The sequence below is a fragment of the Extibacter muris genome (genome assembly GCF_004345005.1).
Taxonomy (GTDB): Bacteria; Bacillota; Clostridia; order Lachnospirales; family Lachnospiraceae; genus Extibacter; species Extibacter muris.
In genome coordinates this window covers 16,924-30,058 of record NZ_SMMX01000026.1, presented here as the reverse complement: position 1 = coordinate 30,058, position 13,135 = coordinate 16,924, and the positions used below count along the sequence as shown (strand labels likewise).

Here is a 13,135-nt window from a genome sequence, read left to right as displayed (position 1 = left end):
ATGCTGCAAAGAAACTGGTGCGAGTTATCTATCAGTTGGAAAAATCCGGGCAGGCATATATCACAGCTACATAAGCCTTTCTAACCCATATCTCCTTTTTTTGAGCATCTTTAAAGATGCTCTGTTTGTCATGCAGTTTTCAAGGTACTGATTTATCTGAAATGCATTTCTGCAAATCTTTCAAAAAATTCAATTTAGGTCTTGACTTTTAATAGTTAGACTTTCTTTCAATTACTCTCTCTCTCTCTATTCTACTTCTCATCAACGCAACATGCAATTAAAAAAGTATAAATTATTTGAAACAATTCAAAGGGGGCAGACCCCTTCCGTACACCCCCCCGTACTTGACACATCCTTATTTTCTGACTATTATAGTAGTTGAACGGGGCGCCGATATGGCTGAGATGGGCACGATTGTGTCCAGACCCTTATAACTTGATCCGGGTAATGCCGGCGTAAGGAAGGAGAATCTAATATGTCAAAATCAAGTATCAAGACCAGCGCTTCTTCAAGTGCTGTCACTAAGAAACTCGTGTTTTCTGCAGTTGGAATCGCTCTTGCCATGGTGACTTCTTACATTAAAGTGTGGGAGATGCCTATGGGAGGTTCCGTCACTTTATTATCCATGTTGTTCATCTGTCTCATAGGATATTGGTATGGTCCGAAGTACGGTATACTGGCCGGGGCTGCCTATGGAATACTTCAGTTTGTCGTAGATCCGTACATGCTCTCGCTCCCTCAGGTGGCGCTCGATTATCCGCTTGCTTTCGGAGCGCTCGGTTTGTCCGGCTTCTTTTCTGACAGGAAATATGGTCTGCAGGCGGGTTATATCGTGGGTGTCCTCGGCAGGTTCATCTGCTCCCTTCTCTCCGGTGTCATATTTTTTGCATCTTATACGCCGGACGGGATGAATCCGTGGGCTTATTCCGCACTCTACCAGGGGTCATACCTTGGGGCCGAAGCTGTGATTACTCTTGTCATCCTATCGCTGCCGCCAGCCACGAAGGCGCTGAAACATGTCAAGGTGCAGACAGTCGTCTAATTGGCAAGAGGTGCCGCAAAACAGTTACGTATCTTCTGTTTTGCGGCACTTTTATATATAAATCTTATAGTATCATTATCAAAAAGCACGGAGGTAATAAGAAGATGGATAGGAATCATGAACTGCTCCTTCATCTTGACCGCCTACATACAACGGAGCTAGGCGCCTTACGCATCAAGAAAAATCTTTTTCTGGACACGGATCAGGTGGTTGACTGGTGCAAAGAGAAGATGAAGCATCCCAGTGCATCTGCCACAAGAAAAGGGAAAAACTGGTATGTCCACTTTGACTGTTGTATCCTAACCATCAATGCGAACAGTTACACAATCATAACAGCGCATAAAGAAAAGTAGCAGAACCCGTCTTTACTTTCTTCCCGGTTTGCAATATAATAGAAAAAAATTCTATATACTGGAATATGGGGAGGGAATACATTTGGATGATTTAAATAAGCTGATAGCCGATAACTTAAAGGAAATTCGCAAATCCAAGGCATTGAGCCTGGAACAGGCGTCTTCCCTCACCTCCATCAGCAAAAGCATGCTCAGCCAGCTGGAGAGAGGCGAAGTAAATCCGACGATATCCACGGTGTATAAGCTTTCTCTTGGCCTGAAGGTGCCCGTAACGGCATTTACCGCGCCAAAGCCTACCCCGTTTTCAAGAACGGGCAAGAAAGAAGTCGCGCCTCTTATCAGCGATGACGGTCGTTACCGTCTGTATCCGGTCTTCAGCTTCCGGAACGGCCAGGATTTTGAAATCTTTGATTTTGAATTCGATGAAGGCGGACAGATGGAGGGAAACAGGCAGATGGCAGGCACGCGTGAATTCATCACCGTATACAGCGGACAGCTGACACTCGTGTTCAAGGACACGGAATATGTGCTGGAAGCCGGCGATTCCGCCGTTTACAATGCTTTTGATGACTATATCTATAAAAATACTGGAAAAGGGATGGTTACTGCATGTATCGTCGTGCACTATCCGAATTAAGAAAGGAGCAGAAGAAATGGAAGATCAAAAACAACGCGTATACGACGCACTGGACAAGCTGAACATCAAATACGAAGTGGTGGAGCACGAACCGGTACACACGATGGAGGATATGGACCGTCTCAGGCTTCCCGCCAAAGGAACGCTCTGCAAAAATCTGTTCCTGCGCGACGCCAAGGGGAAACGCCATTTTCTCGTGACGTGCGATGAGAAAAAGACCGTTGACTTGAAATCTCTCGGCCGTGCACTCGGTGCAGGCAACTTAAGCTTTGCCTCAGAAGAACGGCTGGAGCAGTATCTGGGCCTTAAGCAGGGCAGCGTCTCTCCGTTCGGGCTCATGAACGACGCTGACCATGCGGTGGAATTCTTCATCGACAAGGACCTCGGGCGCTGCAAGAGCCTTGGCATCCATCCGCTGGAGAACACGGCGACCGTGTTCCTGTCCTTCAAGGACCTGGACAAGTTTCTCTGGAATCTGGATGTAGATGTCATGAAAATCAAATTATAGCCATATAAGATGCAAGGGACAGATTGGCCGCCTCCGGCTCATCTGTCCCTTTCTTGTACCGTGTCAATGATATAATTATACAACCAGTTTTCCTGCTTTTCCGAGCACTTCTTCTCACGTTCCTCCGGCATCTGCCAGTCTCACATACGTCCCCGCCCCCCGCCCGATGGCTACCTACCCAACATACCTGAGCGCCTCAATCGGCTGCTTTTTGGCGGCCTTGTTCGCCGGATATATGCCAAAGATAATACCGATTCCCATGGAAAATACAATTGATATCCATACCACGCCCAGGCGCAGCGAATAATTCATACCTTCTCCGCCCACTCCTGATATGATCTGGAGGGCAACCCAGGAGAGGAAGATCCCGACGGCGCATCCCATCAGGCTGATCATAAGCGCCTCGATAAGAAACTTGCTCCGCTACCGGATACAGAAAAGCCTCTCCCTTCTCGTATCTGATACATACACGATTACGGAGATTGCCAACCAGGTCGGGTTTTCCGGCTCCAGCTATTATTCCGAGGTCTTCCGCAAGTACATGCACTGTTCTCCGAGAGAATATAAGAAAAACACGATAAAATGACAGGACGAGGGTCTTTGCTCTTCTGCTTCAAATTATACCAGAAGGACAAAGACCCTCAGTTCCCATTATTTACAATTTATCTCCTGGCTGCTCCCGTCTTATCAGAAGCGGAAGTTCAGGTCATTTCTTCCCTCGAACGGCGCCCCGATAAGCATAGGCTTCAGATAGGCCGAGGTCTTGCTTATTCCATCCAGACGGCTCATCGTGATGTCTTCATGTTCAAAGTTGAGAGAGCCGAAATAACCTACCCTGGCCAGCTCTGTAATCACGTTCTTCCAGCTTATGTTCCTCCACCCCGGCATGCGGAAACGGAATCCTCTGTCAATTCTCCGGTAATTCCCGTTCGGATTCAGTCCGGAACGTCCTATGTTATGTTTCACTATCTGGGCATCCTTGGCGTGCTTTTTCAGCACTCCAAAATCTCACAAAGCTTCACCGGACGTCTCTGCACCAGCGACATCTGGGCGGCCTTGACCATCCTGATCGGCTCCACGCCGTCAGACACCGTCACGGATACAGGTGTGCCGTACAGGATACTGTCGGCAAAAGACTCGCTATCATAAACCGGCCGTCTGTCTATCAGGATATTGTCATCATTTATAACAGAACATCCCGCGGACCTTGTCATCCGGTCCGCGGGATGTATTCTATATCCCTGTCATCAATCTAAATCTATGAAATCCACCTTGAACAGATCATCCGTCTCCTCATGACAACGCTTCTTCGGCTTGGATTCTCCAAGCAGATCATCGAGATCGTCAATCTCGTCCTCATAGGAATCGTCATATGGTTCAAAGTCGTCATCATCCATCAGACCGTCTTCAAAGTCGTCAAAGCCGTCATCATCATACGAATCATCGTCAAAATCGTCTTCTTCAAAGTCGTCCTCGTCAAAATCATCGAAATTATCTTCGTCCTTCTTCTTTTTGAGCCCGGACCTTGTCGCCGACTTCTCTTTTACCGCCGGCTTGTTTCTCTCCGGCTCTTCCTCTTCCTCTTCATCAATCCCGTATTCGTCATACAGGTCATCCAGTTCGGCATTGCGGTTGTGCAGCTTCACAGCCAGAACGATGATGAGGATAACGACGATAATCACGCCGAGGCCTGCTATGAGGACCATCATCTGGATATGCTTGTCGATAAAACGTCCTATCTTGCCCATCAGGGAATCATCCGTCTTCTCTTCTGTGCCGCCGGACGCTTCATAACGCTGGTATGTCCCCTCGCTGTCGTCATACTGGTAATACCCTTTATCCCCTTTGCTGTTCACGGCATACACGACATAGAACCCGTCTTTTTCCGTATTCTGCCATGCCGGGAAATCTTTTCCGTTCAGCGTCAAGGTCACTTCCTGGAATGTCTTTGGCAGTTTCTTGCCGGCTTTTTCACTGAGAAGTGCTATAGATGTCGTGTCGGAGATATTTATCTGCTCAAAAGGAGAAAAAGTTGCGTCGTCTGCATTGTAAAGGAAGAAGTCGCCTTTTCCTTCCCCGTCCAGAAGATAGCCGAGCGTAATCCCGCTTGATTCCTGAGTCACCATCTGGCGGGCCTGGCCTTCAAACTGTACTTCCGTCTTCGTATAGCCAGCCGGAATATCGGCTTCTGCAAAATTATCGGATAATTTATATGCTGTCCCGTTCACATCCACTTCGATGTCATCAGCGCCTGATGTACTGCCTGTGTCTGTAATCTTGGAAGGGTCGCCTTCCGCTATCTTGACCGTTGAGCTTCCCTGATCCAGGGTAAGGGTTCCTCCGCTGCTGGAAGCTATCGTCGCGCCAGCCACGCTGACACTCGTATCGCCTTCTTTTAACGCCTGGAACTTCATGTTGAACGTCGCTTCTTCTGACCCGCCGGAACCGGTACAGGTAAGGGAGCCGTCGCCGGCCGCCGTCACCCCGTCGCCGGAGTCGAATCTGAGCGCCGCACTGTCATAGGTCAGCTTCACCTCTATATTGCCGAGGCTTCCGCTTGTCGACTTGACCACACATTTCACCTCAACCATATCCCCGACAGCCGTCTCCGGGTCGGTAAATGAGATACGCCCGTCCGCCGCCTGGGCAACCATTGAAAAACAAGGGACACATAAGCACAGACTTAATAATATTATGCTGATCTTCTTTAATATCTTCATGTTCTTATCCTCTTTCTCCTTCGATTCAAATCAATACTAGGAATATTCTATCACATCCGACCGGATTTTACAAAAAATGTTTCTACTCGTACGTTCCGGAACCGTCTGTATATCCGGCCGTCCCTCCTCCGCGGTCCGTTCCGGAGTCATACCCTCCATCCGTTCCGGGGTCATATCCGCCATCTCCATTGCCGCCGGTTCCGTCTCCGTTACCACTGCCCTGGTCCAGCGACGCCGGCCTTACGACACCGGTCACATAAGATATCTCGTCCGATATATTCTGGACGGTCTCTGATACTTCCCGAGCCTCTTCATCCGGATATAAGAACTCGTGCAGCTGCTTCACATTTTCAGCAAGGCCGAGCGCGATGACTACGCTGCCTGCATTCTGATATGTGAGGCCGTCCTCTACATCAAACGGAAATCCTGTATTCTCCCCGAGCTTGTATTTTGTGACATCCGAAGCCAGGCCAATCAGTTCCTTCAGCGAAAAGCTTGTAGATACCTGTTCAAACACCGTATCGATTATCTTATTGATGGTGGCCAGATCTGTATGCATCACTTTTTCAAATATCTTCTCAATCACCAGCCTCTGCCGCTCTGTACGGGTGTAATCGCCGCCTGCTGTAGAACGGATACGCGCATATGTAACTGCCTGCGTCCCGTCCAGGTGCTGTTCTCCCGACTTCGTAATAAAATCAGCCTTCGTACCGGCAACATCCGCTGTCTCCTGAAGGAATTCATTCATATACTGGACTTCTTCCTGCTTGATATCGATGTCAAGCCCGTCCAGCAGATCAATCGTGTCTACGAGAGCTTTAAAATCAACCGTCACATAATCTTGTATGTCGAGATCCAGATTTTTATTCAGCATACTGATGGATTCAGCCGGCCCGCCCGCAAAATACGCATGGTTTGCCTTGTTATAGCCCATGTTCTTCTGCTGCAGAAGCGTATCCCGGTAGATAGAAGCAAGCCTTATCTCTTTCGTCTTGTTGTTGATCGAGGCAACGATGATAGTATCTGCGTGCGTTCCCTCCTCCAGCTGCCCATCTCTGGAGTCGCCGCCGAAGAGTGCTATCGTCGTGTATCCTTCCTTCTCTTCCACGCCCTCATTAAGCTCAAGGTCCTTCTTGTCGATTGCTACCGCCTGCAGTTTATCAAACTTCATCATTGCGTATGCCACGCCTGATAGCAGAAGCAGCATGATGACTTCCACTACCAGCACGACAGCCCTGCGCCTTCTTCTCTGTTTCTTCTTTCTCTTTACCTTGATTGCTTTCTCGGCCTTCAGAGACTTTTTATTTTTCGCCATAATCAGTTCCTTTTTTACAATTTGCTCATTAATCCTACATCATATTACTATATTATGGAACAATCCGCAACTTCTGCCTGGCAGACTACCGCTGTCCAATATATTTTACAGATTTTCTCTGGCACAGGCAAGCGCTTCGGCAACGATATGGTGCATATCATAATATTTATATTTTCCAAGCCTGCCGCCAAAGATGACCTTCTCTTCCCGTGCTGCATCCGACGCATACTTCTCATACAGCAGATTGTTGCGCTCGTTATTGACCGGGTAGTATGGCTCATCTCCCCGTTTCCATGGAGCTGAATATTCCTTTGATACGACCGTCTTCGGCTGCGTGCCAAACTCAAAATGCTTATGCTCGATGATTCTCGTATAAGGGACCTCATATTCGGTGTAATTCACTACCGCGTTTCCCTGATGGTTCTCTTCATCGAGCACTTCTGTCTCGAACCGGACAGAACGATACTCGAGCTCTCCATATTTATAATCGTAATAGGCATCGATAGGGCCTGTATACACAATCTTGTGGCATATGTTGTCCAGCTCCTCTTTCTCTTCCAGATAATCCGTATCCAGCCGTACCTCGATCCCATCCAGCATCCTCTCTATCATCTGCGTATATCCTCCGATCGGAATGCCCTGGTAGCAGTCATTGAAGTAATTGTTGTCGTAAGTCATCCGTACCGGAAGCCTTCTGATTATCTCAGGCGGAAGTTCTGTTGCCCTGCGGCCCCACTGCTTCTCTGTATACCCCTTCACCAGCTTCTCGTATATATCTTTTCCGACAAGGCTGATTGCCTGTTCCTCCAGATTCTTCGGTTCGTCCACTCCATACTTCTCAATCTGCTCTGCTATCTTCTTCCGTGCCTGTTCCGGCGTGACGACACCCCACATTTTGTTAAATGTATTCATATTAAACGGCATGTTATATATCTCACCTTTATAATATGCAATCGGGCTGTTCGTATACCTGTTGAATTCGGCAAACTGCCGGATATACTCCCACACTTCTTTATTGCCCGTATGGAAGATATGCGCCCCGTATTCGTGTACCTGGATTCCTTCCACCTCTTTTGTATAGATGTTGCCGCCTACATGGCCTCTCTTTTCAACAACCAGGCAGCTATATCCTTTTTTTCTGGCCTCAAATGCGAATATTGAGCCGAATAAACCGGAACCTACTATTAAATAATCATACATATCGTCACTATCCTCTCTGTCTTCCTATACTTTTCATTCTCTGTACTACTTTTTTAAATTCAGCCGGCTCACATACATAGTTCAGCACGAGCAGCACTGCCAAAGAAACGCCTCCTGTGATGACTGCATAGACGCCCCAGGTCAAAAACGAAGTCATCTGCTGCGGCACGACGTTCATCAGCAGACACACGATGGCAACGACTGCCAGCACGTTGCGCACGATCCTCTTCAACGAGATGATCCCTGTCCCTTCTACGAGATACTTTCTGTTGTACAATACAATCTCTACAGAACGGTATGCATAAGAACATACGGTGCCGAACAGCACGCCGTTCATCCCGAACTTCCACACGAGCGAAAGGGACACCACGATATTGATGACAGCCTCTAAGACAGCCTGGCCTCTCGTCTCTTTGAAATGTCCTGCGGCACATATGATTGTGAGTCCCGGTATCCTGACATTCTGCAGAAATATGATGAGGGTAAATAACATAGCGGAGACCGGCCGTATATAGTTGGCATCCGTAACATGCAGCGTATAGACGGAAACAAACGGCAGAAGCAGCACGCCCATACAGGTACACACGCACATGAGTATGATCATATACATATATTCATAATTGGAAAAGCTGTCTTTCAGCACTTCCTTTTCCCCTTTGGATATCACTTCTCCAAATCCCGCCGTCAATCCATTTGAAAATGAAGTAAGCAGCAGGTTCATGGCATATATGACCATATTATAGATTCCATATACGCTCACTTCCACGAGCGACCGGCTCCCGAGGCATACCGTCAGCAGCACCACGTCCGTATTGTTCACGATAACTCCTACAATCTGGTGCAGAAGCGCTGCCCCCCGCTGCTTCAGGCCGTCCCTCTTCGGCTCAGCCTGAAAATCCACCTCTTCATACCATCGCCTGACATATGCTTTTACCAGAAAGAACCGCAGTATATAAACAAGTGTCGCGATTCCCTTTACCAAAAGCACATTGGCATGGTTATAGATAAGCAAGATAGTGACTGCCATGTTCAATGTCGTGCCGAGCGCCTGTATATAAGCAATCACATATCCTTTTTGGTTCGCTGTAAGCAGCACCTTGTATTTGCCAAGACAAAAATAATCGACCAGCGTACTGCTCGCCAGAATCAATATCATCGTCCTCACGAGAGAGGCGCTCAGCTGCTGGGTGATTAGATACGGATATATGAACACGAAACCCGCGACAAGGGCTCCGAACAGATAGCCTGACCTGTTATAGAACCTTCTCGTCGCTGACAGGATACTATTTATCTCATTCTGATTCTCCTCTGCCAGCGGTCCGTACAGTGCGACGACAGATGCCGTCCCGACACCGGCCTCTGCGAGGCCAAGATACATGAGGAACTGGTTGACCGATGTCACCATGCCATTTATGCTGGAACCATATGCTTCCAGAAAAAAACGTGGTAGAACTATACCTGACAGAAACACGATCGCCTGCAGAAATATGTTGGCAATCATGTTCTTCATCGCTTGTCTGCTTCTCATCACTACTCCTCAATCACATCTATCCATTCTTTCAGGATTTTTTCTTTACTGAACTTGTCCTTCATGCCGTCATATTCCGCTAACATTCTGCGTTTGCCGCTGTCCGTCATAAGCTCCCTGATTTTTTCTTCCATTTCTCCCAAATCATACGGCGGAATCAGATATCCATTCCGTCCGTCCTCGATAATCTCATCTGGACCAGTCTCAATGTCAAAGCTTATCATCGGAAGCCCGACAGCGGAAGCCTCCAGCAGTACGAGTGGAAGCCCTTCACGGTAAGAAGGAAGGACGAGAAATGCATAATCTGAATAGAGCCTGTAGGCATCTTTGACATTTCCTTTCAGGATGAGCTGATCTCCCAGAGCGTACTCCGATACTTTGGCTGCCGTCTCCTCAAATGTCTCCCCGGTGCCAAACACGTGCCACTGCCAGTCCGGGTGGGCAGGCAGCACGGCCTTCGCCACTTCGACGAGCATATCATACCCTTTTTCTTTTCCGAACCGGCCGACGGACAATATCTTCTTCGACTCAGTATTATATCCCTTTCTTGCATGGACTACTTTATCCTCGATCCAGTTATAGATACATCTTACTTTTCCAGGCTTCAGATGGAATCTGGATATATAATCTCCCCTCGTCTTTTCTGTCAGGACGATGACTTTATGGGACGTCAGCGCATCCCAGAAACGGATGGCCGTTATATCTTTCTGTTTCCACTGGTTCATCAGCCCGCCGTGGTCGCAGTAGATATATCTCGCCTTTGTAAAAAAGCGGGTAAAAGAAGCGACCAGGGCCGGATAATTGCCCATCAATATGACAACATCAATCTTATTCTCTTTTACAAAATGGATAAAAGGCCGGAACGTTCCCTGGATCATCCCACGTAGACGCTTTTCACCCGTCAGCCCTTCTATGAACACCACTCTTCTATATAGTTCATAAGCGGACTCTCCGCCTTTATTAATAGCATATACAAAGGTTTCATATACGCCGCTCAGCTCATTGGCTAAGGAAGCTGTTACCTGTTCCACCCCACCGGTTACTGACATATCAAAATCCACAAAACAAATCTTCTTCATTCTTATCACCTATGAGAACAGCCCTTTGCTCCTTTTTTCATTAATCCTCGTCAATGTGCGGTACAGCCGGACATTCAGCAGAAGGGCAATTGCCCCTATTTTTCTGGCCTTATGGAAATATGGATTCCTCATTATACGAATCGTATTTCTCTTCAGGTATTGTCTCACCTGCCTGTACTCCCGTATCTTCCAGTACCGGTCTTCCTGAAGCATCCGGTCCAGTATCGCAAAATATGCCCAGATAAGCTTGAATCTGGCCTCCGGCAGTATTGCCGGATATTTTTGCTCTACGACACGAAGCGTATCTTCATAGGCGTAGATGAACATCATCGCATCCGAGTCAAACTTCCTGGTAGTAATGCTGTTTTCACGGTGCACATAGTAATACAGGGGGGTCGTATCCACGTGAACGCTCCGTACCGTCTGCATCAGTTCGGTATGAAATCCGACATCCTCGTATACGATACCTTCCGGATACCCTATGTCCTTAAGAATCTCTGCTTTAATCAGCTTATTGCATGAGCTTCCCGGTATTTTCTCTCCAATCAGGAGCAGCCCGAATGCCTCGGCAGTGCCGCATACAAACTGTTCGGTACCTTCATACTGAGGAATACATCTGTTCTGGTATACGTTATATAATCCGCACGTTGCCATGTCAGCATCACTTGCCGTAATGTTTCTATAGAGTATTTCCACCATATCTACGGCGATATAGTCATCACTGTCGACAAACAAGATATACTTTCCCGCCGCCGCTTCAATGCCTACATTCCTGGCCCTTCCAGGCCCCATATTTTCCTGGGTCAGATAACGCACCCGTTCATCCTTGCCGGCGTAGTCCCTGCAGATAGACGGGCTGCCATCAGTCGAACCATCGTTAACGAGTATAAGCTCGAACTCTTCAAACGTCTGTCCCAATATCGAATCCACGCATTTGTTCAGATATTTTTCCACATTATAGACCGGAACAATAATACTAACTACTGCCATAAGCTAACTGTCTCCTTATAATCCCCATTCAAATACGGTCTTAAACGGTGTATTTCTGTCCATTCTGAATACTCTGTGAATATCTTCCACAGAGCTGACTTTCTCATCTTCAAATATTATCATATCCAGACGCCTCTGAAAACGCTCATTCTTCATCCAGCTCACAGCCTGCTCAAAGTCTGCCCTGCCCGACCTGCTGCTGCCAATCACTGCAAGACCCTTCTCCAGTACGTCTCTTGTGTTCACCGCCACGCGGTTCTCACTGACTCCCATCAGCATCACCGTACCCTGTGGGTTGATGTGTTTGATAATATCTTCTATCGCATAGTAGCTCCCATCTCCGCCACAGCATTCAAATGCGTGGTCTATCTCAAACGACGCAGGCAATTCCTCTCTCAGCACCGTCCCGTCCGCAAACGTAAAGTAAGACAATTTTCCCGGATTCTTGCCTATGACAATAACCTCACTGCCCGGATACGCTTGTTTCAGCAGATTTGCCACTATAAACGACAGGCTGCCGTCTCCCCAGACTCCTATCCTGTTCCGGATTCCATGGGAAATGCTGTCAAATCTCCGGATACTGTGTGCGGCAACGCTTACAAACTCTGTAATTGAAGCCAGCTTCTGTGGTATGCCATCATGACGGACGAGCCTGTCTTTTGGCAGGCTGATAAATTCTCTCAGGAATCCGTCCCTTCCGCTGGACAGGAAGCCTGAACCTTTTGCATAATTCTCCAATATGATATCGCTGTGTTCTCCCGGCACGTTCGGGATAAGCACAACTTCTTCTCCTGATTTAAGCTTTCCTGCCGGGTCGAACAGCACTTCGCCGCAGCACTCGTGAATGAGCGCCATCGGAAGCTTCCTGTCAAGGATACTGCGCTCACGCTGCCCTGTATAATATCTCTGGTCTGCATGGCAGATCGACATATACCGCGGCTTGATGATGACCTGGTCCCCAAACTGTGCCTCTTCGTACTTGACGGAAAATGTCCCCGGCGCTACTAACTGATATACATAATTAATCAACGACTTTTCCTCCGACCATAGCCTGCGCCACTTTATAATCACTCACTGTCGTAATCTTCAGGTTAGAAGGCTCTCCCTTGACGAGATATACCGGTTCATTCTGCACAACCGCAATCTTACATGCATCTGTCAGAACTGCTTTCTCCTCTTCCCCCAATGCCTCATATAGTCTTTTCAGAAGATTCACCTGAAAGCTCTGCGGCGTCTGTCCCTGGTACATCTTGCTCCTGACAGGGATATCTGCAATCATATTTCCATCCTCTGACACGACGATAGTATCCGTGGCCGCAATCACGGTATCACATATATTATGGCTCAGTACCGCATCTATATTATCGTTGATTATCCGCGATGTGACAAACGGACGGACAGAATCATGCGTGATGATATAGTGCTCTTCGCTCTCACCGTAATCCCGCTCAACAGCATCCACGATATTCATAATGGTAGCATTGCGGTCGCCCCCGCCAGATACGATATGGACACATTCTTTCCGGATATGGATGTATTTATCTACCAGATCCTCCATGTGTACCACCCAATTCGGATGTACTCCTATATATATCTGTTCAATCTTTGGGCATAGCAAAAACTTTTCCAACGTATGGATTACCATAGGCTTGTCACCGAGATTTAAAAACTGTTTCGGCATATCTGCCATATTCATCCTCGAACCGATACCACCGGCCAGAATCCCTCCAAATACCATATCTATCCTCCATAATAATCATTTC

16 protein-coding genes and 1 riboswitch are annotated in these 13,135 nt (G+C 47.7%); of the genes, 5 read left to right on the top strand and 11 right to left on the bottom strand.

Going from position 1 to position 13,135, the window contains the following annotated elements:
• Positions 1-373: 373 nt before the first annotated feature.
• Positions 374-479: riboswitch (TPP riboswitch) on the top strand.
• The 4 genes from thiT to E1963_RS18130 all read left to right on the top strand — a co-directional run bounded on the left by thiT (position 476) and on the right by E1963_RS18130 (position 2,540).
• Complete coding sequence (gene thiT, locus E1963_RS18145; protein ID WP_132281140.1) at positions 476-1,042, top strand: energy-coupled thiamine transporter ThiT; 567 nt, start codon at positions 476-478, stop codon at positions 1,040-1,042. (Overlaps the previous riboswitch by 4 nt.)
• 104 nt (positions 1,043-1,146) lie before the next feature.
• Positions 1,147-1,395, top strand: a complete 249-nt coding sequence (locus E1963_RS18140) for a DUF3781 domain-containing protein (RefSeq protein ID WP_132281137.1) — start codon at positions 1,147-1,149, stop codon at positions 1,393-1,395.
• An 82-nt stretch (positions 1,396-1,477) separates the two neighbouring features.
• The gene (locus tag E1963_RS18135; protein WP_132281134.1) at positions 1,478-2,032 is read left to right on the top strand and encodes a helix-turn-helix domain-containing protein; all 555 of its coding nucleotides are present in this window, start codon (positions 1,478-1,480) and stop codon (positions 2,030-2,032) included.
• A 16-nt stretch (positions 2,033-2,048) separates the two neighbouring features.
• Complete coding sequence (locus E1963_RS18130) at positions 2,049-2,540, top strand: prolyl-tRNA synthetase associated domain-containing protein (RefSeq protein WP_132281131.1); 492 nt, start codon at positions 2,049-2,051, stop codon at positions 2,538-2,540.
• Between the two features lie 174 nt (positions 2,541-2,714).
• Here the strand turns inward: E1963_RS18130 and E1963_RS18125 are convergent, their stop codons facing one another.
• Complete coding sequence (locus E1963_RS18125; protein WP_243117800.1) at positions 2,715-2,924, bottom strand: ABC transporter permease; 210 nt, start codon at positions 2,922-2,924, stop codon at positions 2,715-2,717.
• Here E1963_RS18125 and E1963_RS18120 point away from each other — a divergent pair.
• On the top strand, positions 2,875-3,126 hold the full coding sequence (locus tag E1963_RS18120; protein ID WP_132281128.1) for a helix-turn-helix domain-containing protein: 252 nt from the start codon (positions 2,875-2,877) through the stop codon (positions 3,124-3,126). The two genes, E1963_RS18125 and E1963_RS18120, sit on opposite strands and share 50 nt — an antisense overlap.
• 101 nt (positions 3,127-3,227) lie before the next feature.
• Here E1963_RS18120 and E1963_RS18115 read toward each other — a convergent pair whose 3' ends face one another.
• From E1963_RS18115 to E1963_RS18070, 10 genes are all read right to left on the bottom strand, one after another.
• On the bottom strand, positions 3,228-3,506 hold the full coding sequence (locus E1963_RS18115) for a hypothetical protein (RefSeq protein ID WP_243117799.1): 279 nt from the start codon (positions 3,504-3,506) through the stop codon (positions 3,228-3,230).
• Between the two features lie 26 nt (positions 3,507-3,532).
• Positions 3,533-3,754, bottom strand: coding sequence for a hypothetical protein (locus tag E1963_RS18110; protein WP_132281122.1), 222 nt, complete (start codon positions 3,752-3,754; stop codon positions 3,533-3,535).
• A 33-nt stretch (positions 3,755-3,787) separates the two neighbouring features.
• The gene (locus tag E1963_RS18105) at positions 3,788-5,260 is read right to left on the bottom strand and encodes a cohesin domain-containing protein (protein ID WP_132281119.1); all 1,473 of its coding nucleotides are present in this window, start codon (positions 5,258-5,260) and stop codon (positions 3,788-3,790) included.
• A gap of 82 nt (positions 5,261-5,342) precedes the next feature.
• Entirely contained in the window at positions 5,343-6,575 is a 1,233-nt protein-coding gene (locus E1963_RS18100; protein ID WP_243117798.1) for an LCP family protein, read from the bottom strand.
• 105 nt (positions 6,576-6,680) lie between these two features.
• Positions 6,681-7,775 carry a UDP-galactopyranose mutase gene (gene glf, locus E1963_RS18095; protein ID WP_132281116.1) on the bottom strand — a complete coding sequence of 365 codons (1,095 nt, stop codon included), beginning with the start codon at positions 7,773-7,775 and terminating at the stop codon, positions 6,681-6,683.
• A 7-nt stretch (positions 7,776-7,782) separates the two neighbouring features.
• Positions 7,783-9,303, bottom strand: coding sequence for a lipopolysaccharide biosynthesis protein (locus E1963_RS18090; RefSeq protein WP_132281113.1), 1,521 nt, complete (start codon positions 9,301-9,303; stop codon positions 7,783-7,785).
• Between the two features lie 2 nt (positions 9,304-9,305).
• Positions 9,306-10,382, bottom strand: a complete 1,077-nt coding sequence (locus E1963_RS18085; protein ID WP_132281110.1) for a glycosyltransferase — start codon at positions 10,380-10,382, stop codon at positions 9,306-9,308.
• A 9-nt stretch (positions 10,383-10,391) separates the two neighbouring features.
• Positions 10,392-11,372 carry a glycosyltransferase family 2 protein gene (locus E1963_RS18080; RefSeq protein ID WP_132281107.1) on the bottom strand — a complete coding sequence of 327 codons (981 nt, stop codon included), beginning with the start codon at positions 11,370-11,372 and terminating at the stop codon, positions 10,392-10,394.
• Between the two features lie 15 nt (positions 11,373-11,387).
• Entirely contained in the window at positions 11,388-12,401 is a 1,014-nt protein-coding gene (locus E1963_RS18075; protein WP_132281104.1) for an alcohol dehydrogenase catalytic domain-containing protein, read from the bottom strand.
• A complete protein-coding gene (locus E1963_RS18070; RefSeq protein ID WP_132281102.1) occupies positions 12,394-13,110 on the bottom strand; it encodes an IspD/TarI family cytidylyltransferase in 717 nt (238 codons plus the stop codon). Before E1963_RS18070 ends, E1963_RS18075 begins: the two co-directional genes overlap by 8 nt.
• Positions 13,111-13,135 lie beyond the last annotated feature (25 nt).